Here is a 24,188-nt window from a genome sequence, read left to right on the forward strand (position 1 = left end):
TGATTTTCAGACATAAAATTCAATACTTTTATAATAAATGAGATAAAGCCGTGTCAACAATGACACGATTTTCCATGGCTGTACGCCCTAATAACATTCTAAACTTCATTGTTGCTCGACTGGTTAAAGTCATCTCTATAGGCCAGCTATGCTTACCCGCATGCAATGTTGTTTCTATAAAATAACGTAATTCTTTTTGTCCACTTGAGCTTGTTACGTTTTTTATTTTTTTAACCTTTGCATTACAAGTGATTTTCGTTTGTTCATCATCTTGCAATGGCTGGGCTGTAAACTTAACCCATTTTTCTCCATCAACTTCGTACTCTTCAATGTTAATAGCATGAATACATGATGTACGAGCGCCTGTATCAATTTTAGCTTTTATTCGCTCAATACCCAGTTCAGGTAAGCTCAACCACTCACGCCAACCAATAGTGATCTTTGTCGTCATAAATGTGCCCTTAATAAAAAAGTGACTTATACGCTACAGGTAAAAAAACACCAACAAAATAAATTTATCCCGTCGACAAGTGAATTTGATTGATAAATATCGACCGCAAACTTCACTATATTTTTCTACTGCACAGTTAAATATATTGGTTTACTAGCAATTTAATTCACACCAAATTTATGCTTTATTAATTTAAAAACTAACTTATTAAAAATAAAGATAAGTCTATTTTGATTAAGTAGATACACTATAGTTAACAGTATTAAAAATACACTATTATGAGAAACTAATATGATTAATGGTTTACTCCACGCCCTAGTTCTTGACGAACGAGGTGGTGCACGCCCCATTTCAAACACTGATGAGCTACATAATTGGAAACCTGGACAGGGTAAGCTCTGGGTACACATGGATTACAGTCAAACAGAAGTCGTTACATGGCTTAAAAATTGTGAGTTTTTAACCGATTACGAGCTAGAGTCGTTAACCGCAGATGAGACTCGCCCACGTATTACATCTGCCACAAATGGTCACATGCTATTTTTACGCGGGGTGAATTTAAATCCGGCGCAAAGCCCTGAAGATATGGTATCAATTCGCTTTTTCATTAATGAAGATATTGTAATTACGACACGTAAACGTCGATTATTATCAATTCAAGATATTTTAACATCGTTTAGTAGTAATACCGGCCCATGCAACATATCAGAATTAGTATGCGCAATAGCACAAAAATTGACATCACGAATGCAAAGCGTCATTGATTCGCTTGATGAAACATTAGATGATTTTGAAGAAGAAATAGACGAACCAAGTAAACCTTTTGATAACCAAGGGTTATCGCAACTGCGTCGCCAAACAATCGCCTTAAAGCGCTACTTAAGGCCGCAAAAAGAAGCATTAAGCAGTATGGTGAACAACCACTATCCATGGTTATTTGATGACGATAAAGCAAAGTTAAATGAAACAACAAATTTGCTTATTCGCTATCTAGAAGAGCTAGATAGTGCCATAGAGCGGGCACAAATTATTCAACAAACAATCACAAACCAAGTGTCTGAGCAATTAAATCAGCGCATGTATGTCATGTCGGTTGTCGCTGCTTTATTCTTACCTCTGGGGTTTTTAACTGGCTTATTAGGTGTGAACGTAGGGGGCATACCTGGCACAGAGAGTCCATATGCATTTACGTTATTTGTGGTTTTTTTAATCGTATTAACGGGCAGTATTGGCATTTACTTTAAAAACAAAAAATGGTTATAAATTAAATTCATATACTATCAACGAGTATAAAAGCCACTCTACTTTGAATTAAAGTGGCTTTATAAATAATACTTAATTATTTAGTTACTCGAGTATAGCTAACATTTGTCATTGTGATTTTAGATTTAGTAATACCTAAATCCTTAAAGCACTCTTTAAAGGAGTTTGAATTACCCGATTCACCACAATTATCTAATGTATATGGGTCTTGCGATTGTAGGTAGTTACCAAATTTGAAGTAAGATTCGGAATCATCTTCGACCGGAATACCAAAAGTACTGCCAAGTGCGGTTACATCAACATCACCGTAATTATTCACAACTTTTAAATTAAATGAACCACCACTGGTTATAGTACCTAGTGCAAACTTTTCTTCATTACCACTGGTGTTACGCAAACGTACATACACGTCAAAAACACCATTATTTGCAGTACTATCATCAAAACCTGACTCTGACGAATCAGACACATACACTTTCATAATAGTGCCTGTATCACTTGCATGGTGTTGGGCAACAATAGTTTTTCCACCATCGGACATTTCAACTTTAACATTAGCTTCAAATACTTCGTAAGTGTCAGTCATCGCAACACGTAAATTAGATTTAACTTTATACTCATGACGCCAACCATTTCCATTAGGCGTAATATGTTGCGCTTCTAATGGCACAAATACTAATGTGCTATCGTTAACCAATGGATTAGGATTATCCCCCTCTAAATCAAAAATACTACCACTTGTAATACTGCTTGGAATATTACTTCCGCCGCCAGTGTCACCCCCACCAGTGTCACCCCCACCAGTGTCACCCCCACCAGAGCCGCCACTGCTTAGCGTAAAATCATCAAAACGTACATCATTCGAACTATTATTATGTTTAGCAAAAACTTGTAATGAATCCGTATTCGCAGAAGTAAAGGTTTTAGATACTTTAGTCCACGAAGAAACATCAAACTTCTCGCTTTTAAACAAACCATTCAGATCATTGACTCCAATTTCACCTTTGCCTAGTACGTACGCACTTAATGTGTATTGAGTGTTTCTTTCTATATCAACAACTTGATGTACACGACCAGGGCTACCTTGAATTTTTAAGGATTTGGATCCTTTGTAAGCACTTCCCGAAATAGCTGCTGGTTCGACTTCATTCCAATTACTCCAGCCGTTTTCAAAACCAGCATTATTAATCGTTGCTGCTTGCAAAAAACTTGAGCTTGTAGCCATTATTGCAAAAATAAATAGGGATTTTTGATTAATCATTATCTTCATTTCTCCGAACCTGCACATGAAAACAATCTAACTGCCTAGTTTAGTGGCATTTCCACCGAACCTAGATCACCGCCTGTAAACAGGTTTCAACTTGTGTTTGTGTTTGTGTAACTGGTAATTTAATTTTAGATAAAAACCAACAATTGGACTTACAAAAATAAATTACCAATTGATATTGCCAGTGTGGCGAGACACAAGTTATATCTCTTGTAATAAATTTGCAATAATTAATTAAATAGGTAATAAGTATTAATACCATTTCTATTTCAGATTAAATACACACTAAAAATGATTTAAAACAGTAACTAATATTAATTAAAATATAAAAAGGATGTAATTTAAATTTTTTAAAATAATGAATAAGCATTAAAAACACAAAAATTGGTATACCAAAAAAAATACAATTTAAAAATTTGCATAAACAAAAATACTGGTCTAGTCTTTTTTATAAATAAAACGCCAACATTGGTTGACCAATTAAGCATACTTACTTAAAGTAAATATAAGATAAAAAATCACTTAACAATGGCAACATAGAAAATGCTCTAAACATGAAACTCCATACCCGTTGTATTAATAAATTAAGCAATGGGTAAATGGTTTAATAACAAGGTAAAAAATACAGGTTCAAATGGGGGGTTAACGCAGCAAGTGAATTATTCATGTGGCTCGAACGGTCAATGCTTTAAAAATAGATACTAATACACTTAAGCAAGCCTTAACCTGTACATGAAGTTTATTAAGAAAATAAAAAATTCAGTTATCACTTTCATACATTTCACCTATTTTAGTGAGGTATTAAAACTTATTTATCTTTCGAGGTTAAATATACAGCAATGTATTTTTTAGGCAGAGCCTATGGTGTGTGATTATTTCCCCTAAATAGGCGATAACACAACATAAATACCACACATTATCAGCCCTTTGAGTTCGCCCTAGGCCGATTGACTCTTTGTTTTTTGTCTATATGACTATAGTTAAGGTGAATGTTCTGGACACAGAAGGTTTGCTCGGCTTCTACTCATTTTGTGTAGATGTAAGACAGTAGGGTAATACTGGAGCTTTTACTAAATCACCTTGAACTCTGGATAATAAATCTATCTCAAGCAGTTATTTTCAGCGCTAACTGCATTGAATTTATACCAATTCACTTAATTAAGTGACCTGTTTTTTAGGTAAAAACCATGTCGATAACAAACAAAAAATTAGTTATTTAGTTGTTATAACTAATTGTTCTTACATGACTCTACCTTCTGTAACCATGTAGTCGTATATCAGATATTTTTAACACAATTAGCGTCAGATTTAATCCCTCAAATTGATTAAGCACTATTGCGGATTGGTATCATACACCTCGATAATACTCACTTTCAAAAGACATTAAAAAAGGCAAGCATCTATAATGCTCGCCTTTTATTTATGGTTATGCAGCTAATTACTCTTGAAAGTAAGTGCCCCAACCGTCATATTCTACTTCACATTCGACGGCTAATTGCGCTAATTTATCAACGTCTTCCATTATCACGTCTACATCAAGTTCAGCTTCAACAACGATGTCAAAACTCCAAATTTTACTGCCATCTTCAAGCTCAAGCTCTGCAGGCTCTTCAACATCGTAACCCAATTTGAACGCAGCAAGGGCTGCTTGTTCCAATTTAGGGAAATCTTCACACACAAAGTGGTGCTCTACTTCATAAAGTATTTCAGGATCAGACCCGTCTTCGAGTAATGAAGATACAATGTCTTCACTTATTTCACGCCAGTTTTCCATTATTTATCTCTCACTTGAGCATCTAATTCAGTTATTTTAGCAGCCATAATATTGTGTACATTCTGGGCGTGCTCGCGCGCGCTAATACTTTCATCAAGTGATATAGGCGCTAACATTTCAATATAGATTGTACCATTATCCCAACGATTTAGCTTAATGGTTTTATGTGTTGTATTCATACACACCGGGACTATTGGTACTTCAGCACTCATAGCAGTATGAAAAGCCCCTGTTTTAAAAGGTAATAATCCACGTCCATAACTGCGTGTGCCTTCGGCAAATACCCAAACAGACAACCCATCTTTCTTTATTTTTTCAGCAGCTTTCGAGATTGTACCTGCTGCTTTTGAACGATTTGCCCGATCAATTAAAATATTACCCGAAAGCCAATAAAGCTGACCAAAAAATGGAATCCACTTTAAGCTCTTTTTGCCTAAACTTACGCAGTTTTTGGGCACCATTGCTGGCACTGTAAATAAATCGTAGCTATTTTGATGATTAGCAACATAAACGGCAGGACCAATATCAACAGCATCTTTATGACGTGTTAAAACTAATTTAACACCAATCATTTTAGCCATTGAGCCAAACCAGCCCGCTATAATGTGTACGTTATTGGGATGAAATGGCCTTACTAATGATAATAGTAAGCCAAAAAAACAACTCAATAGTATAAATAGCAGCATAATAAAAATACGTATAACAGCGAGCAAATCGGCTTCTCCAAAAATCAGTTACAACTATTATAGCGTTATTTTATGACACAAACGAGACAATAGCGCACAAGTGTACGCTGAAAAACTTTAAGTGCTTTATTTTAAAACAAAAACGGCCTGCAAATGCAGACCGTTTCTAATTATACAAAAAGTAATTGATTACTCTTCGTTAATAGCTTCTATTGGCTCATCATCTTGAGGAGTTAGCTCAACAACGGCTTCGTCAACACGCTGTAAGCCACGTGGTAACTTATTACCACGACGACCTCGCTCACCATGATAATGCTCTAAATCACTTGGTTTAAGTGTTAGTTTACGCTTACCAGCATGAAGCGTAACACTGCTTCCTAATGGCACAACAGCTAGCACTTTTACAAACTCTTCACGGGCTTGTACTTTTGCACCTGGTATAGAAATGATTTTATTACCTTTACCCTTACCTAATTTTGGTAAGTCTCGCAGTGGGAATAAAAGCATTCGACCTTCGTTAGAAATAGCCATACAGTAATCGCTAGCAACATCGTTCACCCTAATAGGAGAAAGTAATATGCCACTTTTAGGGACACTGACCAGCGCTTTACCATTTTTATTTTTACTCACTAAATCTTTAAAGTCGGTAATAAAGCCGTAACCTGCATCTGACGCCATAAGTAAGACTTGCTCGTCTTCACTCATTACCACGTGCTCAAAATTAGCACCTGGTGTTAAGTTAAAACGACCTGTCATTGGTTCGCCTTGGCTACGCGCCGAAGGCAGACTGTGCGCATCGGTTGCAAATGCCCGCCCTGCTGAATCTAAAAATACAGCCGGTTGATTGCTCTTACCCCGAGCCGAGGCTCTAAAGCCATCACCTGAACGATAATTTAAGCCTTGTACATCTAAATCATGGCCTTTACCAACGCGTGCCCAGCCTTTATCTGATAGCACAACAGTGACTGACTCTGATGGAATTAAATCTTTTTCGTTAAGTGCTTTCGCTTCTGAGCGCTCAATCACTGGCGAGCGACGATCGTCACCGTACATTTCAGCGGCTTCTTGAATTTCTTTTTTAAGCAGTGTCGACATACGACGTTCTGAGCCAAGTATTTGCGCTAATTTATCACGCTCTTTGGCTAGTTCATCTTGCTCACCGCGAATTTTAAACTCTTCAAGTTTTGCTAAATGACGAAGTTTTAATTCTAAAATAGCTTCTGCTTGTGTATCAGTTAAATCAAAGCGCTCCATTAGTACAGGCTTTGGTTTATCTTCACTGCGGATGATTTCAATCACTTCATCAATATTTAAAAAGGCGGCTAATAAACCTTCTAAAATATGCAAACGCGCTAATACTTTATCTAAGCGATACTGCAAACGACGGCGCACTGTTTCGCGTCTAAATGTTAGCCACTCACTTAAAATACAGCGTAAGTCTTTAACTTGCGGGCGGCCATCTAGGCCTAGCATATTTAAATTTACGCGGTAATTTTTTTCAAGATCGGTGGTTGCAAATAAGTGAGCCATTAATGGCTCAGCTTTAATGCGGTTTGAGCGTGGAATAATTACAATGCGTGTTGGATTTTCATGATCTGACTCGTCACGTAAATCGGCAATCATGGGTAATTTTTTAGCGTTCATTTGCGCTGCAATTTGCTCAAGTACTTTACCACCTGAACACTGATGCGGCAGCGCTGTAATAACAATATCGCCATGCTCTTCGGTGTAAACCGCACGCATTTTGATTGACCCACGACCGGTTTTATATATTTTATGAATATCAGCTTTTGGGGTAATTATTTCAGCATCTGTTGGGTAATCTGGTGCATGGACAAGCTCAAGTAATTCTTCAAGCTCTGTTTTTGGTTTATCAAGTAATAAACAACATGCACTAGCCACTTCACGTACGTTATGTGGCGGAATATCGGTTGCCATACCTACGGCAATACCCGTTATACCGTTGAGTAAAATATGCGGTAAGCGAGAAGGCAGTACTACTGGTTCATCCATTGTGCCATCAAAGTTTGGTGTCCAATCGACGGTGCCTTGGCCAAGCTCTTTTAATAGTACTTCTGAAAACTTAGATAAACGCGCTTCGGTATAACGCATTGCTGCAAACGATTTAGGGTCATCTGCCGCGCCCCAGTTTCCTTGTCCATCTACCAAAGGGTAGCGGTAAGAAAACGGCTGCGCCATTAATACCATCGCTTCGTAACAGGCACTGTCGCCATGTGGATGGTACTTACCGAGTACGTCACCCACAGTACGAGCTGATTTTTTGTACTTGGCATTAGCCGACAAACCCAGTTCGCTCATCGCATAAATAATACGACGCTGTACTGGTTTTAAACCATCACCTACATGCGGTAAGGCGCGGTCCATGATCACGTACATGGAATAATTTAAATAGGCGTCTTCGGTAAAACGCCCCATTGTTTGTTGCTCAATTCCTTGCATTAGCAAGGTATCTGTATCACTCATTAAAGCTTACCTAGTTTTTCTTATAGCTTACACGGTAGATTACATTGGCGTAATCATCGCTTACTAACAGACTGCCGTCACCTAATTCTGCAAATGCAACAGGGCGTCCAAATGTTGTTTCGTCTTTCATAAAGCCAGTAATAAATGGCGTATATTTAGTTACGCGACCTACCTCAATTGTTGCTAGCCCTACTTTATAACCTGCCTTTTTAGAACGGTTCCATGAGCCATGTTCAGCAACAAATAATTGGTGCTTATAACTTGCTGGAAATTGCTTGGCGTTATAAAAATGAATACCCAGTGGCGCTACATGCGCAGGAAGCGCAAGTGCTGGCGGCACGTAATCGGCAATGTTTTTACCTTCACCAAATTCAGGGTCAATAATCGCACCGGCATGAACATACGGAAAACCAAAATGCTCACCTTCTTGCGTTGCGCGGTTTAATTCATCAGGTGGAATATCATCGCCCATCATGTCGCGACCGTTATCACTAAACCATAGGGCTTGAGTCGCTGGATGAAAATCAAAACCCACTGTGTTTCTAACGCCCTTGGCTATTGTTTTTATTTGTTTTGTTTCTACATTAAGCGCAAAAATACGGCCAAAACGCTCATCTTCAGCACAAATATTACACGGCACACCCACTGGAATGATTAATTCTCCCGTTGGTGCAAAACGTAAAAATTTCCAACCATGATGACGCTCACTCGGTAATGCGCCATAAACCACATCAAACTTTGGCTCTTTTAATTGGGTATCAATATTTTTAAAGCGAATAATACGATGCACTTCGCCTACATATAAATCGCCATCTTTAATCGCTATGCCGGAGGGCATGTTTAAGCCTTTAGCAACAACAATTTTTTTATCTGCTACGCCATCGCTATTATGATCAATAAGCGCGTATACATTGCCCGCTTTACGAGAGCCAACATACACAATACCTTTTTTTGAAACAGCTATTTGACGCGCATTTTCTACATCATTTGCAAATAAACTTATTTCAAATCCCGGTGCTACGGTGAGCTTATCGAGTATATTTTTAGCCATTGCAGGAGCAGTAGTTAGCCCAAGTAATAGCAAACTTCCTAGTAGTTTATTCATTCATATCTCCCAGTATTAAACACAGGCGATCAAACTTGCGCCTTGTTACCATGATCTTCTAACCATTGACGACGATCCGGCGATCGTTTTTTAGCAAGCAGCATATCCATCATTTCCATGGTTTCTATTTCTTCATCAAGCGTAAGCTGTACTAAACGTCGTGTATTTGGATCCATGGTTGTTTCGCGCAATTGCAGTGGGTTCATTTCACCCAGACCTTTGAATCGTTGCACGTTTACTTTTCCGCGTTTCTTTTCTGCTTCTATACGCGCTAAAATAGCGGTTTTCTCGCCTTCATCTAGTGCGTAATAAACTTCTTTACCAATATCTATTCTAAATAATGGCGGCATTGCAACATACACATGCCCTGTTTTTACTAACTCTGGAAAATGGCGAACAAACAATGCACACAATAGTGTTGCAATGTGTAGTCCATCCGAGTCTGCATCGGCCAATATACAAATTTTATTGTAGCGCAGTCCCGACATATCGGTTGATTCTGGATCAATTCCCAGTGCCACTGAAATATCGTGTACTTCTTGTGATGCTAATATTTGGCCTGATTCGACTTCCCACGTATTCAAAATTTTACCACGTAGCGGCATAATTGCCTGAAACTCACGGTCTCGCGCTTGTTTAGCAGAACCACCAGCAGAGTCACCTTCCACTAAAAACAATTCGGTACGATCGTTATCGGCAGCACTACAATCGGTTAGTTTACCTGGTAATGCAGGGCCTGCAGTAACTCGTTTACGTACTACTTTTTTAGCTGCACGCAAACGGCTTTGTGCGTTTGAAATACATAGTTCAGCTAATAATTCTGCGGTATCGGTATGTTCATTTAGCCATAAACTAAACGAATCTTTTACAACACCCGATACAAATGCGGCACATGAACGTGATGAAAGTTTTTCTTTAGTTTGCCCTGCAAATTGTGGATCTTGCATTTTAACTGACAATACATAACTACAACGTTCCCAAATGTCGTCAGGCGTTAACTTTACACCACGCGGGAGTAAGTTTCTAAACTCACAAAATTCACGCATTGCTTCAAGTAAACCTTGGCGCAGACCATTTACATGTGTACCACCTTGCGCGGTAGGAATAAGATTTACGTAACTTTCAGCTATTGATTCTCCACCCTCAGGTAGCCATACAACAGCCCAATCAGCGCCTTCAATAGAGCTTTTAAACTCACCTACAAACGGGTCTTGTGGTAATGTTTCAAAACCTTTAACGGCTTCAATTAGGTAATCTTTTAAACCCGTTTCGTAAAACCACTCTTGAGTTTCTTTCGTTTGCTTATTAACAAACTTAATACGCAGACCTGGGCATAAAACCGCTTTGGCTTTTAATAAATGATTAAGCTTGGTAATTGAATAGTTTGGTGAATCAAAGTAGCTAACATCAGCCCAAAAACGCACTGTAGTACCCGTATTGCGTTTACCGACGGTGCCTATTACACTCAAGTCTTCTACTTTATCGCCATTTTCAAATGCCATTCTGTATTGCTGGGCGTCTCGTCGTACAGTTACTTCTACGCGCGTAGATAGCGCATTCACTACAGAAATACCCACACCATGTAAACCACCCGAAAATTGGTAGTTTTTATTAGAAAACTTACCACCTGCGTGTAATTTAGTGAAAATTAACTCAACCCCAGGAATACCTTCCTCAGGGTGGATATCAATAGGCATACCACGACCGTCATCGCTCACTTCAAGTGAGTTATCTTCGTGGAGTATTACGTCGATACGTGTGGCATGACCAGCCATAGCTTCATCGACACTGTTATCGATAACCTCTTGGCCTAAATGATTTGGGCGTACGGTATCGGTGTACATCCCTGGGCGTCTTTTTACCGGATCTAATCCATTAAGTACTTCAATGGCTTCGGCGTTATAATTTTGATCACTCATAGTTTTTATCTTTATATGCGCTAAGGCTATGCTTAGCTAGTTTTACGTGATTTTAAGAAAATCTACAATACTGGTAAAGGTGTTATCAAAACCTGTATAGCTATGATCGCCACCAAACTCTACCCGTTGTTTGCATTGTGAATAATAGTTTACTGCGTGTTGAAAATTAAGCACTTCATCGCCGGTTTGCTGTAATAAATACAGCAACTCAGGGTATTTTAGCTTATCTACAGACAGTATTTTTAAGGCATTTATATGACTGCTATTTAAATCATAATGATAATCTTGGTAAGGATTATAGTTTGGCCCAAGTAACGCTTGTAATAAATTGTATGGTGCTACCGCTGGATTAATAACCACTGCAGGAATTTGATAACGCTGCGATAAATATGTGGCAAAAAAACCACCTAACGAGCTCCCTAATAATACTGTATTAGGTGTTAGTAATTGCTCAAGCTTAATGATAGCTTGTATAGGCTCATGGTTTAGGCACGGTACACAATAATCAACGTCATAGTGTGCCATAAGCTCGCCAAAGCGCACAGCTTTATATGACTTATGTGAGCTATTAAAACCATGAATATAAATTACCCGTTTAGCCATACTACTTCCGTTTTCATGCCTATTTTATCTTTTTCTGTATCTATATAAAGCATTCTATAAGCTGGGCCGCAGTTTTGCTGTTGCCACTGCGCACTGTATTTTTTAAACTGCGTAGAACTCGCCGGTGTTGCAAACACGCTTAACTCTCTATAACTTTGCTCATATTCATTATGAACGTGACCATGGAAAACCCCAATAATATTACCACTATTTACCAGTACATTTAATAATTGAGGCCCATTTTCGAGCATGTGCTTATCAAGGTAGCCATTTATTGGTAACGGATTATGATGACAAAATATGATCTTTTTACTGCTTGATTGAACCAAACACTCCGTTGTTTCATCTAAATGCGCGCCAGTCACCCACCCAGCAGGTGTAGGACCTTTCGAATTAATAAGTAGTAACTCAATGCCGCTTGCCGCTATGTGTTTGGCACTATTTATTTGCCCACCACTTATACGGTTAAGCATTGTTATCTCATCGTGATTACCTGGCAACCAGAATACGGGACATGTTAATGCACTTTTATGTATCAGTTCACTAAACAATAGATAAGACTCAAAGCTGTGATCTTGTGTTAAATCACCACCAAATATCACACAATCAAGTGGTTTTTGAGCCATGTGTGCTAGTGCTTGTTCAAAATGCGATGCAGTGTTTACTCCAAAGTACTCACCGTCTTTATCGGCAAATAAATGGCAATCGGTTACATGCGCTATGCGCAGCACCGATTTATTAAATGTATGTTTATCATCAAACCAAGCCATTATTTACATCCCAATTAAGGGTCGCTTGTCCGTGTTCAACACAGGCAACAAGCCAGTCATATAAAAAAGCGTTAAGTTGGTATTTTTCATCTTTTTGATGCATTTTAGGGTTAGGATACCCATAAGATGGCTTTATCCTTTGATGATAATCGTGATGAATAATCTCAGCTACTTTAGCGTCATGATACAATCTAACCGTTAAGTAAAGCGGCGCTATGCCTTTAACCATTCCTGTTAACTGCTTAATTGAAATATCCATAGTGTATTTTGCACTACCATCAATTTTTGTAGCAAACTCACTGTTGCCAAGTTTTACTTCACGAATGCTTCCTATATTGCGCTCGCTAGGCAGTAATTTTAATAGTCGCACATAATTATGCTCGCAAAGCGTTAAATACTTTGGGAGGCTTTGAATATATCGTTTTGTTGCTAATCGTGCTGTCAAAGTACCACCATAATATTAGTAAGAATTTATGCCCATTTACTTGCCATCTTTTCGCGATTAAGTGCAAGCCATTGCATACAGATAACCGTTGCTGCATTATCCATTTCACCGTTATTGAGGCGAATTAAGGCATCATCAACCGTTAATATATGGGTTTTTATGTCTTCACCTTCCGTTTCCAGCCCATAAACACCCGACTCTATTTGGCTTAAATCAGCGCGTGCTAAATACAAATGTAGGCGTTCAGTTGTGCCACCGGGGCTTGATAAGTATGAAAGCATAAACTCCAACTCATCTAACTCAAGCCCAGCCTCTTCAAATGCTTCTTTTTTAACGACAGCTTCATAATCATCACTACCATCGGTCATGCCAGCAATACATTCTAGCAGCCATGGCGAGTCCTTGCTTTTAATAGCGCCAATACGTATTTGCTCAATTAAAAGGATAGTGTCTGATACTGGGTCGTACGGCAATACAGCAATAGCATCACCGCGCTCTAATATTTCGCGACGAATAGTTTTTGATTTTCCACCTGCAAATAATGCGTGTTCGAACTGATATAAGTTCACCTGGAAAAAACCTTTATAGAGATTTATTACAGGTTTTATTTTCACATCTTTATGTGTAAATTTAACCAAACTTTTATTTACCATGCATCGACTTCCTGTATACCTAAACGATTAAAATGCGTTAATATATTCTGTTACATTTGAACATGCGGTTTTACAAATTTTTTTTTTTTTATTAAGTAAAACAGGTTAACATGCTTTTAGTATAAAAATTGTCTAAGGACTGAACCCATATGAAAAAGAACATTCTTGCGGCACTGATTAGTTTATCATGTGCACTAGGCTCAACAGCAGCTAATGCTGAAGATTTACTAAACGTTTTTGAAATAGCGACAGCTAATGATCCTACCGTTTTAAAGGCAAAAGCCCAAGCAGATGCACAATCTTACGAAAGTGATCGTGCTATGAGTGTATTATTGCCTCAAATTAATTTAACTATGGGGTATGACAAAAGTGATGCTACGTCTTACCAAAGTGTTGGTGATTTAGCTAGCCAAGTACAAGTTGAAAGTGACACAGACCAATTCACACGTGGTGTTAGCTTAAGCCAAACATTATTCGACTTAGGCGCTTGGAATTCTTTAGGTATTGCTGACAAACAAGCTCTGCAAGCAAGCGGTCAGTACGATGCAGCTAAGCAAAACTTAATTGTACGCGTTGCTGAAGGTTATTTTAACGTATTAAGTGCGGTTGACAACCTTGAGTTTATAGAAGCCGAAAAACGTGCTATTGAACGCCAACTTGAACAAACAAAACAACGCTATGCGGTAGGCTTAACAGCTATTACAGACGTACACGAAGCACAAGCACAGTTTGATAATTCAGTAGCTCAAGAGATTATTGCAAGCAATGCAGTAGAAACAGCCCGTGAGCAACTTCGTGAAATCACGGGTAAGTACCATGCAAAATTAGATTTTTTAAATACCGATACTTTCTCTACAACTAAGCCAGCTAAACTTTCTTCCGATTTTATTAAAGTCGCTGAAAACAAAAATATTAGTTTACAAGTATCCAAAGTAACCGTTGATATTGCAAAAGATCAAATTGAATTAGCAAAAGCAGGTCATTATCCAAAACTAACTCTAAGTGCAAGTTATGGTGACTCTCTTACAGACACTCAAAGAAATGGCGTTAATTTTGATGACCAACCGCGTTCAGACTCAAGTTCTGTAGGGCTTAACTTTAGCGTACCTTTATATTCAGGTGGCGCAACGGTTGCTGCAACTAATCAAGCCCGTGCATTTTACGTAGCTGCAAGTCAAGATTATGAAACAAATTACCGTGCTATAACACGCACTGTTATTACATCTTACAACCAAGTTGTTTCGGACATTGCAACTTACAAAGCACTAGAGCAAGCGGTTGTTTCGGCCCAAAGTGCGCTTAAAGCAACTGAAGCAGGTTTTGAAGTAGGCACACGAACTATTGTTGACGTACTGGTTAGTACACAAAACTTATACAATGCAAAGCGTAACCTTGCTGATGTGCGTTATAGGTATGTACTCTCTACCCTTCGCTTAAAACAAGCAGCAGGAACATTAACAAGTGAAGATTTAGTGGCAATAAACCAAGGGTTAAAAGCCGCTTAAATTACACTTTTTGTAATGTAAAACTAGAAAAGCCAGCGACATTGCTGGCTTTTTGTATTTTATAGCGCTTAGCGTTAAACTAGCATTTTTATTTATAGAGAGTTTTTTGTGGTCACCTCATCTCCTTTTAAAGCATCTTTTTTAGGTCCTCGATACTGGCTAACGTGGATTGGCGTTTTATTCTTATATTTACTCTCTTGGTTGCCACAAAAACTACAATTAGCCATGGGTAAACAGCTGGGGCGTTTAGTTTATAAATTCATGAAACGCCGTCGCCATATTGCACAAGTAAACATTAAACTATGCTTTCCTGATATGAGCGAAGCAGATCAAAAAGACCTAGTACTCAAAAATATGGAAAATACAGGAATTGCGATGGTCGAGACCGGTATGGCTTGGTGGTGGCCGCAATGGCGTGCTCAAAAAGCATTAGGGTCTTTTAAAGGGCTTGAACATTTTGAGCGGGTGCAAGCTTCTGGCAAAGGCGTATTATTACTTATTCCCCATGTTTTACATCTTGAAATGGCTAGTCGCATAATGGGATTAGCGTGCCAAGGAGTTGGGTTTTATCGTCCTCATAACAACCCATTGATGGAATACTTTACAACCAATGGACGCCTCCGCTCTAACGAATATTTAATTGGTCGTAAGGACGTAAAAGGTCTATTAAAAGCATTAAAAAATAAAAAAGTTTGTTATTACTTGCCTGATCAAGATTACGGTCGTAACCGTTGTGAGTTTGTTCCTTTTTACGCAGTACCCGATACAGCAACCACAACAGGCACACTGATGTTTGCTGGTAGTAAAAACTGCGAGACAATGAGCTTAATCACGCGTCGTGACGACAGTGGTAAATATCACTTAGAAATATTACCTGAGCTTGAAAATTTCCCAAGTGGTGACGATAAAGCGGATGTAATACGTGTAAATCAACGTATGGAGCGTTCAATTAACGCGGCGCCTGAGCAATATATGTGGCTCCATCGCCGTTTTAAAACGAGACCAGACAAAAATACCCCTTCTTTTTATAAGAAGTAGCAGTGGAATAACACTAAATACAAAAAGTGAGTAGAGATTATGTGGTTTTGGGTTAAACATTTATCATTTGCTGCAGTATTAATTATACTGGCTATCTATTTTTTATTCAGTGATGGGCCAACATTTGATATTAGAGATTCTAAAAATGCGGCAGCTGAAGGGCTATCTCGCTTTTATTCATCCATCCGTAATCAAGTTCAAAGCAATAAAGAGCGAGATCAATTTGTACTCCAACTCAAAAAGCCAGATCAGACTCTTGATCGCGTGTTAGCGGAGCGAGGCCGAACGGTTGATCCTATGCCAACTAGCTGGACGGGCGGAATTGAGCCCAGACGTTTTGAAAGTGGAACAACGTTAAAAAAAGCACTTTCTCAATATGCTGATAATGAGGGTCTTGCGCTTTATTGGTATTTAAGTAAAGACTACGTAGTAAAAGATCATTTTAGAGTCGACAGTAATTTCACCTCTGCATTATATCAAGTAGGCAGAGCTATTAATGATGACTTTGAATATGAGGTCTACACTTATTTTTGCCACAAGCAACGTGCCGCAATAATTACTGAAAAACCATCTGAATTTGTACGTGCTAATTGCTTAAAATTAAACATTTAAACATTTAAACAACCACTTAAAAGAAAAACCCAAGCTTTAGCTTGGGTTTTTAAATTTAACTTAACGCAAAAATGCTATTCCAAATATGTGTTACATGAGTAATATCATTCTGGAATGCTTCTCGTGATACTAATTTACCTTGCTGATCTAAGCTCAGTACATGGTAGCAAGAACGATAATCAATATACGCTTTGACCAACTGCTGCTTTTGCTCTTCAGTAATACAACCAATTTTAGCAGCCTCAGTTAAAATTCTTACGTTGTCAGAATAAACTATTAGCTTTTCAAATTTATAGGCATATTTGAGCACTATATATTGCGTAATAAATTCAATATCAGCCATACCACCAATATCTTGCTTTAAGTCAAATTGATCAGTATTTCCTTTTGCTAGATGATCACGCATTTTTTCACGCATTTTTATAACATCATCTTTTAGTGTTGTAGCATCGCGTTGTTGACTCAGTATATTTTTTCTAATTTCTAGAAAGCGTTCAACTAGCTCATCTTGACCTAAAATTAAGCGAGCACGAACAAGTGCTTGATGTTCCCACGTCCATGCTTGAGTTTGCTGATAATGATTAAAGCTTTCAAGGTTGATCGCTAGCAACCCTGATGCACCTTCAGGTCGTAAGCGTGTATCAAGCTCATATAAAATCCCCGATGCGGTACGTGTATTAAATAAATGCATTAGGCGTTGTGCGAGTTTTAGATAAAACTGCCTTGAATCAATTGGCTTATCGCCATCAGTTTGACTAGAACCGTCGTGGTTATGTACAAAAACTAAATCAAGATCTGAATCGTAACCCACTTCAAATCCCCCTGTTTTACCGTAAGCAATTACGGCAAACCCTTTATTTTCATCGTCAGTGCCAGGCGGCATGCCAAAACGCTTAACCGTATTATGCCATGCAATATTAACAGCTTGATCAACAATTGCTTCGGCCAGTGCTGTTAAGTGATCGCTTACTTTCATAACATCAATTACTCCAGTAGCATCAGCTGCTGCGATACGTAATTGATGTGTTTGTTTGAACTGCCTTAGAGATTCCATTTGTAGTTCTAAATCATCATGTTCAATGCGTAAGAAATATTGCCTTATTTCATATTTATAAGCAGTTAAAGGGGTCGGCTTATACAAAACTGCAGGATCAATAAGCTCGTCAAGTAAGATAGGATAGCGAGATATATATTCTCCTATCCATTTGCTATGGCAACACAATAGTACCAGCTGCTTTAATGTTCCTGGGTTTTCGTATAATAATTCCAAGTACGCAGTACGCGAAATAATTTTATTTAGTATTTGGCAAACCATAGAAAATGCTGCACCACTGGCGTTAAAATTATTTAACTGTTTTAGTAAAGCTGGCATTAATTTATCGAGAATATCGCGCCCCCGATTACCTATTTTTGCCTTTGATATACGTTGTTTAAAATCTTTTAATGGTAATTGCCAATCATCTTTTGGCTCATTTAAAAAACTAATATCACCATGATCCCATGCACTCACAAATGCCCCTTCACTTGTATCTAAAGGCTCAGTTTCTTCACCAATCACCTGTGTAAATTCGTTATGTATTTGCTGCATGACGTGATCTATTTCAACCAATGTTGCGCCAAAATCATCCTGTTCTAATAAAGTATTTAGGCGTTGCTGGTTTAACTCATCATCCGGCAATGTTTGTGTTTGCTGGTCGTCGAATATTTGCAAGTACTGTTCAACTTTACGTAAATAAAGATAATTATTCTCAAGACCTTGCGCTTCAAGCTCATTAATAACTTGGTTAACCGTTAACTCCTTTAACGCTTTAAGTAATGATTGCGTTTGTAAGTTAGCTTCTCGTCCACCTCTTACCATTTGCAACGCTTGAACAATAAACTCAACCTCTCGAATACCACCACCACCTAGTTTGATATTATTAGTTAAACCTTTTCGCCGCACTTCTTGGGCAATCATTAACTTCATTTTTCGTAGTGATTCAATCACTGAGAAATCAATATAGCGACGATATACAAATGGCTTTAAAAGCTGATTAAATTCATCCCAATACTGATTAGGTGTGCCAATTAAACGCCCTTTTAACATGGCATAACGTTCCCAATCTCGTCCTTGCTCTTGGTAATAGTCTTCAATTGCGTTAAAGCTCATAACAAGTGGGCCACTTTCACCAAACGGGCGAAGTCGCATATCAACCCTAAATACTTGCCCGTCACCGGTCGTTTGATTTAGCGCTGCAATTAGCTTTTGTGCCACCTTTGTATAAAATATTTGCGCCTCTAAGTTTCGACGTCCACCTTGTGTTTTAACACTGCGGGGATAAGCAAAAATAAGATCTATGTCTGATGAGTAATTCAGTTCTTGCCCCCCTAGCTTACCCATACCAAGTACCATTAATGGCATTGCTCGGTTACCCTCATCTAAAGGTTCGCCATTAATTTTAGCAACGTGCGTATGCGCCCATTGATTCGCACTTTCTATCAACATATCAGCAAGCTGGCTAATGTATTTTATGCTATCAGCAATTGGGTGATTACAGCATAGATCTAAAAATGCGACCTTAAGCCAGTACTTCTCTCGAAACTGACGAAGTATCTTATGGCATTCATTTTCATCTATCTCAGCTAAATTTCTATTTTCAAAAGGAGAGTTAATAATTCGGCTTTGTATTTTGTCTTTGCATGTCAGCCACTCTTTTAAGTCTGGCTGGGATCTTAAGCTACGCCACGCAAAGTCACTTAATCCGAGTAACTTTACAATAACGGGCTCTTTATTTTGCTCTGGGTACAACTGCTCAAAGCGCATTAAGCCAAGTTTTTGTAATTGAATAGGAAGTTGCTTTACGTTACTCATCAATACTCTCTTTTATATCATCAGTAACCGTACTAGAATGATTAAAACCTAGAAAGGTTAACTCTACTTAGGAATACCATGTCTTATTTGTCATTATCTAACACTAGTTTTGTTGCGATTGCTATTAGTTTTGCGGTTATTTGCATAACTATATTTTGCCTACGAGTCGTAACTCAAATTAAAGCAAAACAAGCGCTTAAAGATGAACTTGCGCAGCACGATAACTTTGCAATGGGGATTAGTTTTGCCTCTGAAATATCAGTTGTTATTGCAACTATGGCTTTTTTGTTTGATGAAATTAGCGTAAGTACTGCGCAATCCAACCCTTTAAAAGTGATTGTATTAATTATTCTACTGTTTATTTTTATCAAAGCGGGACACTTAATTCACCGAAAATGGATCCTCCATCGTTTTAATGAAGAAGCCGCTATATTAAAACAAAACGTATGTGCTGCATTAGTCGATTCAGGTATGTTAATCGCTAACTGCATTATGACTTTAGGACTTTATACGTGGACCCATACACAAGGTCTAAGTAACTTGCTAATTGCTTTTGTTAGTTTTTTTGTCCTGCAAGGTATGTTCGCTTTTGATAGTAAAATCCGCGAGTACCGCTTTGCAAAAGCGAATCAAGGAGCTTCATTACAGAGCAACTTTAATTTAGAGAACACCTCGATAGGGATACGCTATGCTGGTAAGTCGATTGGTTTAGCACTCGCTGTGTATGCCGGTTTATCCAGTGCTGAATTTCAAAATGGTAAAATGGTAGAAAATTTATTCACTCTCGTCATGCACTGCGGTGTAATGTGGATATTACTGTATGCGCTTACTTTTGTAATAAAAGTTATATCCTTACCTAATATTGATACAGCGCTTGAGGTTGATCATCAAGATAACATAGGGATTGCTTGTATTGAATTTGCTGTTTTTTGTGCTATTGGCTACTTGCTAATTAGCATGTTTTCTATTTAGCCTCCCTTTGACTGAAAAGGTTGACCGGCGTATTAAATTGCTATGATATTAAAATTTATTTAGCGCTAGGAAAAATAAGGTGAATTTACACATCAATAGTGGGCTTACTGCACGTGAATTCAACATCGTTAATGTTGAATTCAGCTGTGTAAGATAATTTGGCTATTTTTGGCTCAAGTTATTTTTCAGTGAGTTCTTTAAATTAAACAGCTATAAACGATCTACTTTTAATTAAGTTTGTATACACTGACCTAAATACGATGGGGACTTATGCCATTCCAAGTGACTAACTATTTATTAATAGACATAGATAAAGAGTTTAGCCGATCATTTGCTGAGCATTATTTTAATAGTGAACGACGAAATACATCGAGCCCCTTAGTCATCGCGGGTTCTAATATGCGCCAATTAGTAAAAATGATGTTTGATGAGCTTATAAAAGACTATTGCTATTGCGATTTTGAAAACGAAATAAGCGTTTCTGAACTTGCCAGCTACTTGCATGAGCATCACAGTATCGAAGGTATTTTACTAAATAAAGTCGACTACTTACTGGCCGATGATGCACAGCGATTTATCTATAACTCTTTGCATAAAAATCGCATTTTAGTTAGCCAAGATGAAAATGGTTTTAACTTTTGCCCACTAACAGACCAAAGTCACTCAAATCATCTATCTTGCCACACCGATATAGCGGAAACTCCTTTGAACCTAGTTGAGTTAACAGAACAACTTAATAGAAAATAAATAATTGCACCAAGCTCACAGCTTACTTACCATAGCGGTATATAACTTTTATGCGCTAACCTATAAGTGACATTACATGCGAGTTCCTCATATTTATCAAAAATCTAACATTATCTTAAATACCCCCGTTTCGTTAGATGAAGACGCTGCAGGCCACGTTGGCCGTGTACTTCGTATGAAAGTAGGCGAAAATGTGTCTATTTTTAATGGCGAAGGCGGCGAATACCTTAGTGAAATAATTGAAGTAACTAAAAAAACAGTTGTAGTAATGCCATATGAATTTAATGCTCATGATGTTGAATCCCCCTTAAAAATTCATTTAGGTCAGTGTGTTTCACGTGGCGATAAAATGGATTTTACGATTCAAAAATCAGTTGAACTAGGGATTACCGAAATTACGCCTATTTTTAGTCAGCGCTGTGGCGTAAAACTAATGGGTGATCGCCTTGAGAAAAAACACCAACAATGGCAAAAAATCGCAATTGCAGCAGCTGAGCAGTCAGGACGTAACTTTATACCAATCATTAATCCACCGATTGATTTAAAACAATGGCTTGCACAACAAACCAATGCAATTAAGCTCACACTCCACCCTCGTGCTGAGCACAGCATTAAAACCATTACAGTACCTAAAGATGGCGTGCGCTTTTTAGTCGGTCCTGAAGGTGGTTTTACCGATGATGAAATCGCACTAACTAAGCAACTAGATTTTGTAGATATTCGTTTAGGCCCGCGTGTTTTACGAACGGAAACGGCCGCTTTAACGGTCTTAAGTGCATTACAGCTTCAATTTGGCGATTTAGCTAATTGAAATAACTAAAAGCACCCTCATATAAACAGTAACATTTATAGTAAGGCACAGCGCATGGCAATTAAGTTAGGTATTATTTCAGATCCTATTAGTGGATTTAACATCAAAAAAGACACCGGTTTTGCAATGATGATGCAAGCGCAAGAACGCGGCTACGAAATTTATTATATGGAGATGGATGATTTATCTCTTCGTAAAGGTAAATCTTACGCTACGGCGTCTAAAGCGCAAGTATTCAACAATGCAGAAAAATGGTACGAGCTTGAAGAAAAAACCACTATAGCCCTTGCCGACCTTGATGTAATTTTAATGCGTAAAGACCCTCCTTTTGATACTGAATACATTTACGCGACGTATATTTTAGAGCGTGCAGAACAAGAAGGTACGTTAATAATTAACAAGCCACAAAGCCTTCGCGATGCTAATGAAAAGCTATTTACAGCATGGTTTAGCGAACATACGCCAGATACCCTGGTTACACGTAGTCAAAAACAAATTCGTGAGTTTTTAGCCGAGCATAAAGACATTATTTTAAAACCACTTGATGGCATGGGTGGCGCATCTATTTTCCGCATTAGAGAAGACGACGCTAATATTGGTGTAATTTGTGAAACATTAACCGAACACGGCAGTCGCTTTGCTATGGTGCAAAATTATATTCCTGAGATCAAACAAGGCGACAAGCGCGTATTGGTTATTGATGGCGAAGTCATTCCGTATTGTTTAGCGCGCATTCCACAAAATGGTGAAACACGCGGTAACTTAGCTGTAGGCGGTCGAGGCGAAGCGCGTCCTCTTAGCGAATCAGATTTAAAAATAGCGCAAGCTGTTGCACCAACGCTTAAAGAAAAAGGCTTAATTTTTGTAGGCTTAGATATTATTGGCGATAAATTAACTGAAATTAACGTCACTGCACCAACGTGCGTGCGCGAAATTGAAGCTGCTTATGATATTTCAATTACGGGTATTTTATTTGACGCAATTGAGAAAAAACTAGGTAAATAAGCACATACCCAATCGTTACTTATAGCTTTTTTCGCATTAAAAATTAATGCAGTCACTGCTGCATTAATTTTTAATGATATACATAAGCTTATTTAGTTTTAAAAACATAGGTATATGCCATACTCAAAGTCCACTAACTTAAAAGGGTGAAATCTATGCAGTCATTAGAAAATCATTTTTTAATCGCGATGCCGTCGATGCAAGACCCTTTTTTTAAACGTGCCGTTACCTATATTTGTGAGCACAATGAAGATGGGGCTATGGGATTGGTGATCAACCAACCTATTAATGTTACCGTTGGCGAACTACTGGACAAAATAGAAATAGATAATGATAAAACCCAGCAAGCTGCACAAGTAGCTGTATATGCAGGTGGCCCGGTTAAAACCGATCGAGGCTTTGTACTGCATTCTCCAAAACTGGGTTACACCTCAAGTCAAAAGCTCAGTAGTGACATTATGATCACTACATCTAAAGATGTACTCGCAAGTTTAACAACCGCACAAGCACCCGAGCAGTTTATCATTACCTTAGGTTATTCAGGGTGGGAGCAAGGTCAACTAGAGCAAGAACTGCTTGATAATAGTTGGTTAATTATAGAAGCTGATCCGAAGATCATTTTTAATACGCCCGTTGAAAAACGATGGGAAAAAGCGGTTTCAATGCTGGGCTTTGATATAAGCCAACTAAGCCCTGAAGCCGGTCACGCATAGTAATTTTAATTATTTAAAACTTAAACAAGACAAACATGACAAAAAAAACGCTTAAACCGCAAGGCGAGCGAACCGTAATGGGCTTTGACTTTGGCACCAAAAGTATTGGCATTGCTATTGGTCAAGAGCTCACTGGTAGTGCATCGAGCCTAAAGGCTGTAAAAGCGCAAGATGGTATTCCAAATTGGGATCATATTGCAGTACAAGTGTCGCAGTGGCAGCCCGACTTAATGGTTGTTGGTTTGCCGCTAAATATGGATGGGACTTCACAAGAAGTAACTTTTAAAGCTAAAAAGTTTGCTAACAGGCTGCATAACCATTACGGCATTCCTGTGCAAACGCAAGACGAGCGCTTAACAACAGCCGATGCTAAAGCTCGTTTATTCGAGCAAGGCGGCTATAAAAACTTGGGTAAAGGTAATGTAGATAATATGTCTGCGGTTATTATTTTAGAAAGTTTTTTTGAATCTAGTTACGGTGAATAATAAGGCCGTATAAAATATAAAAGCGCCAA

22 protein-coding genes are annotated in these 24,188 nt (G+C 38.2%); 10 read left to right on the forward strand and 12 right to left on the reverse strand.

The genetic code is table 11. The features are described 5' to 3' along the window. Nucleotides 1-28 precede the first annotated feature (28 nt). Nucleotides 29-451: an ATP-dependent zinc protease gene (locus tag NRL14_RS05820; RefSeq protein ID WP_007376500.1), complete on the reverse strand. Its 423-nt coding sequence runs from the start codon at nucleotides 449-451 to the stop codon at nucleotides 29-31. A gap of 291 nt (nucleotides 452-742) precedes the next feature. Between NRL14_RS05820 and NRL14_RS05825 the strand changes: the two genes are divergently transcribed. Continuing rightward, nucleotides 743-1,714: a zinc transporter ZntB gene (locus tag NRL14_RS05825; RefSeq protein WP_306724205.1), complete on the forward strand. Its 972-nt coding sequence runs from the start codon at nucleotides 743-745 to the stop codon at nucleotides 1,712-1,714. Nucleotides 1,715-1,790: 76 nt separating this feature from the next. On the opposite strand, the gene NRL14_RS05830 is transcribed toward NRL14_RS05825, so the two are convergent. The 10 genes from NRL14_RS05830 to NRL14_RS05875 form a co-directional block, all read right to left on the reverse strand. After that, the gene (locus NRL14_RS05830; protein WP_306724206.1) at nucleotides 1,791-2,975 is read right to left on the reverse strand and encodes a polysaccharide lyase family 7 protein; all 1,185 of its coding nucleotides are present in this window, start codon (nucleotides 2,973-2,975) and stop codon (nucleotides 1,791-1,793) included. A 1,444-nt stretch (nucleotides 2,976-4,419) separates the two neighbouring features. Beyond that, on the reverse strand, nucleotides 4,420-4,755 hold the full coding sequence (gene rraB, locus NRL14_RS05835; protein WP_007376503.1) for a ribonuclease E inhibitor RraB: 336 nt from the start codon (nucleotides 4,753-4,755) through the stop codon (nucleotides 4,420-4,422). Then, nucleotides 4,755-5,468: a 1-acylglycerol-3-phosphate O-acyltransferase gene (locus NRL14_RS05840; protein ID WP_007376504.1), complete on the reverse strand. Its 714-nt coding sequence runs from the start codon at nucleotides 5,466-5,468 to the stop codon at nucleotides 4,755-4,757. The genes rraB and NRL14_RS05840 overlap by 1 nt, the downstream gene beginning before the upstream one ends. A gap of 162 nt (nucleotides 5,469-5,630) precedes the next feature. Beyond that, the gene (gene parC, locus NRL14_RS05845; protein ID WP_306724207.1) at nucleotides 5,631-7,925 is read right to left on the reverse strand and encodes a DNA topoisomerase IV subunit A; all 2,295 of its coding nucleotides are present in this window, start codon (nucleotides 7,923-7,925) and stop codon (nucleotides 5,631-5,633) included. Nucleotides 7,926-7,935: 10 nt separating this feature from the next. Beyond that, complete coding sequence (locus NRL14_RS05850) at nucleotides 7,936-9,030, reverse strand: sorbosone dehydrogenase family protein (RefSeq protein WP_306724208.1); 1,095 nt, start codon at nucleotides 9,028-9,030, stop codon at nucleotides 7,936-7,938. A 29-nt stretch (nucleotides 9,031-9,059) separates the two neighbouring features. After that, nucleotides 9,060-10,949, reverse strand: coding sequence for a DNA topoisomerase IV subunit B (parE, locus tag NRL14_RS05855; RefSeq protein ID WP_008136372.1), 1,890 nt, complete (start codon nucleotides 10,947-10,949; stop codon nucleotides 9,060-9,062). 42 nt (nucleotides 10,950-10,991) lie between these two features. After that, entirely contained in the window at nucleotides 10,992-11,552 is a 561-nt protein-coding gene (locus NRL14_RS05860) for a YqiA/YcfP family alpha/beta fold hydrolase (protein WP_008136371.1), read from the reverse strand. Further along, nucleotides 11,537-12,322, reverse strand: a complete 786-nt coding sequence (locus tag NRL14_RS05865) for a metallophosphoesterase (protein ID WP_008136370.1) — start codon at nucleotides 12,320-12,322, stop codon at nucleotides 11,537-11,539. Before NRL14_RS05865 ends, NRL14_RS05860 begins: the two co-directional genes overlap by 16 nt. Next, on the reverse strand, nucleotides 12,309-12,767 hold the full coding sequence (locus NRL14_RS05870) for a DUF1249 domain-containing protein (RefSeq protein ID WP_007376510.1): 459 nt from the start codon (nucleotides 12,765-12,767) through the stop codon (nucleotides 12,309-12,311). The genes NRL14_RS05865 and NRL14_RS05870 overlap by 14 nt, the downstream gene beginning before the upstream one ends. A 26-nt stretch (nucleotides 12,768-12,793) precedes the next feature. Further along, nucleotides 12,794-13,420, reverse strand: a complete 627-nt coding sequence (locus NRL14_RS05875) for an NUDIX domain-containing protein (protein ID WP_033031393.1) — start codon at nucleotides 13,418-13,420, stop codon at nucleotides 12,794-12,796. Between the two features lie 149 nt (nucleotides 13,421-13,569). On the opposite strand from NRL14_RS05875, the gene tolC reads away from it, so the two are divergent. The 3 genes from tolC (at nucleotide 13,570) to NRL14_RS05890 (ending at nucleotide 16,575) form a co-directional block, all read left to right on the forward strand. Continuing rightward, nucleotides 13,570-14,925 carry an outer membrane channel protein TolC gene (tolC, locus tag NRL14_RS05880; RefSeq protein WP_007376512.1) on the forward strand — a complete coding sequence of 452 codons (1,356 nt, stop codon included), beginning with the start codon at nucleotides 13,570-13,572 and terminating at the stop codon, nucleotides 14,923-14,925. A 108-nt stretch (nucleotides 14,926-15,033) separates the two neighbouring features. After that, nucleotides 15,034-15,963, forward strand: coding sequence for an LpxL/LpxP family Kdo(2)-lipid IV(A) lauroyl/palmitoleoyl acyltransferase (gene lpxL / locus NRL14_RS05885; RefSeq protein WP_033031397.1), 930 nt, complete (start codon nucleotides 15,034-15,036; stop codon nucleotides 15,961-15,963). Nucleotides 15,964-16,002: 39 nt separating this feature from the next. Beyond that, complete coding sequence (locus NRL14_RS05890; protein ID WP_007376514.1) at nucleotides 16,003-16,575, forward strand: toxin co-regulated pilus biosynthesis Q family protein; 573 nt, start codon at nucleotides 16,003-16,005, stop codon at nucleotides 16,573-16,575. Between the two features lie 55 nt (nucleotides 16,576-16,630). On the opposite strand, the gene glnE is transcribed toward NRL14_RS05890, so the two are convergent. Beyond that, complete coding sequence (gene glnE / locus NRL14_RS05895; RefSeq protein ID WP_306724209.1) at nucleotides 16,631-19,426, reverse strand: bifunctional [glutamate--ammonia ligase]-adenylyl-L-tyrosine phosphorylase/[glutamate--ammonia-ligase] adenylyltransferase; 2,796 nt, start codon at nucleotides 19,424-19,426, stop codon at nucleotides 16,631-16,633. Nucleotides 19,427-19,504: 78 nt separating this feature from the next. On the opposite strand from glnE, the gene NRL14_RS05900 reads away from it, so the two are divergent. The 6 genes from NRL14_RS05900 to ruvX all read left to right on the forward strand — a co-directional run bounded on the left by NRL14_RS05900 (nucleotide 19,505) and on the right by ruvX (nucleotide 24,159). Next, the gene (locus NRL14_RS05900; RefSeq protein WP_007376516.1) at nucleotides 19,505-20,398 is read left to right on the forward strand and encodes a hypothetical protein; all 894 of its coding nucleotides are present in this window, start codon (nucleotides 19,505-19,507) and stop codon (nucleotides 20,396-20,398) included. 270 nt (nucleotides 20,399-20,668) lie between these two features. Then, nucleotides 20,669-21,145, forward strand: coding sequence for a hypothetical protein (locus NRL14_RS05905; RefSeq protein WP_007376517.1), 477 nt, complete (start codon nucleotides 20,669-20,671; stop codon nucleotides 21,143-21,145). A gap of 76 nt (nucleotides 21,146-21,221) precedes the next feature. Beyond that, complete coding sequence (rsmE, locus tag NRL14_RS05910; protein ID WP_149614640.1) at nucleotides 21,222-21,956, forward strand: 16S rRNA (uracil(1498)-N(3))-methyltransferase; 735 nt, start codon at nucleotides 21,222-21,224, stop codon at nucleotides 21,954-21,956. Nucleotides 21,957-22,010: 54 nt separating this feature from the next. Then, a complete protein-coding gene (gene gshB, locus NRL14_RS05915) occupies nucleotides 22,011-22,961 on the forward strand; it encodes a glutathione synthase (RefSeq protein ID WP_306724210.1) in 951 nt (316 codons plus the stop codon). 155 nt (nucleotides 22,962-23,116) lie between these two features. After that, entirely contained in the window at nucleotides 23,117-23,674 is a 558-nt protein-coding gene (locus tag NRL14_RS05920; protein ID WP_007376520.1) for a YqgE/AlgH family protein, read from the forward strand. A 35-nt stretch (nucleotides 23,675-23,709) separates the two neighbouring features. Next, on the forward strand, nucleotides 23,710-24,159 hold the full coding sequence (ruvX, locus tag NRL14_RS05925) for a Holliday junction resolvase RuvX (RefSeq protein WP_096793772.1): 450 nt from the start codon (nucleotides 23,710-23,712) through the stop codon (nucleotides 24,157-24,159). Nucleotides 24,160-24,188: the final 29 nt, after the last annotated feature.

It is taken from the genome of Pseudoalteromonas sp. 20-92 (genome assembly GCF_030847595.1).
Taxonomy (GTDB): Bacteria; Pseudomonadota; Gammaproteobacteria; order Enterobacterales; family Alteromonadaceae; genus Pseudoalteromonas; species Pseudoalteromonas fuliginea.

Bases quoted from the DNA above. Each gene is read 5' to 3' on its own strand.
- gshB (WP_306724210.1), top strand. From the start codon at position 22,011: ATGGCAATTAAGTTAGGTATTATTTCAGATCCTATTAGTGGATTTAAC.
- rraB (WP_007376503.1), bottom strand. From the start codon at position 4,755: ATGGAAAACTGGCGTGAAATAAGTGAAGACATTGTATCTTCATTACTC.
- glnE (WP_306724209.1), bottom strand. From the start codon at position 19,426: ATGAGTAACGTAAAGCAACTTCCTATTCAATTACAAAAACTTGGCTTA.
- NRL14_RS05890 (WP_007376514.1), top strand. From the start codon at position 16,003: ATGTGGTTTTGGGTTAAACATTTATCATTTGCTGCAGTATTAATTATA.
- NRL14_RS05825 (WP_306724205.1), top strand. From the start codon at position 743: ATGATTAATGGTTTACTCCACGCCCTAGTTCTTGACGAACGAGGTGGT.
- NRL14_RS05865 (WP_008136370.1), bottom strand. From the start codon at position 12,322: ATGGCTTGGTTTGATGATAAACATACATTTAATAAATCGGTGCTGCGC.
- rsmE (WP_149614640.1), top strand. From the start codon at position 21,222: ATGCGAGTTCCTCATATTTATCAAAAATCTAACATTATCTTAAATACC.
- NRL14_RS05860 (WP_008136371.1), bottom strand. From the start codon at position 11,552: ATGGCTAAACGGGTAATTTATATTCATGGTTTTAATAGCTCACATAAG.
- NRL14_RS05900 (WP_007376516.1), top strand. From the start codon at position 19,505: ATGTCTTATTTGTCATTATCTAACACTAGTTTTGTTGCGATTGCTATT.
- NRL14_RS05905 (WP_007376517.1), top strand. From the start codon at position 20,669: ATGCCATTCCAAGTGACTAACTATTTATTAATAGACATAGATAAAGAG.
- parC (WP_306724207.1), bottom strand. From the start codon at position 7,925: ATGAGTGATACAGATACCTTGCTAATGCAAGGAATTGAGCAACAAACA.
- NRL14_RS05875 (WP_033031393.1), bottom strand. From the start codon at position 13,420: ATGGTAAATAAAAGTTTGGTTAAATTTACACATAAAGATGTGAAAATA.
- ruvX (WP_096793772.1), top strand. From the start codon at position 23,710: ATGACAAAAAAAACGCTTAAACCGCAAGGCGAGCGAACCGTAATGGGC.
- NRL14_RS05920 (WP_007376520.1), top strand. From the start codon at position 23,117: ATGCAGTCATTAGAAAATCATTTTTTAATCGCGATGCCGTCGATGCAA.
- tolC (WP_007376512.1), top strand. From the start codon at position 13,570: ATGAAAAAGAACATTCTTGCGGCACTGATTAGTTTATCATGTGCACTA.
- NRL14_RS05820 (WP_007376500.1), bottom strand. From the start codon at position 451: ATGACGACAAAGATCACTATTGGTTGGCGTGAGTGGTTGAGCTTACCT.
- NRL14_RS05850 (WP_306724208.1), bottom strand. From the start codon at position 9,030: ATGAATAAACTACTAGGAAGTTTGCTATTACTTGGGCTAACTACTGCT.
- NRL14_RS05830 (WP_306724206.1), bottom strand. From the start codon at position 2,975: ATGATTAATCAAAAATCCCTATTTATTTTTGCAATAATGGCTACAAGC.
- parE (WP_008136372.1), bottom strand. From the start codon at position 10,949: ATGAGTGATCAAAATTATAACGCCGAAGCCATTGAAGTACTTAATGGA.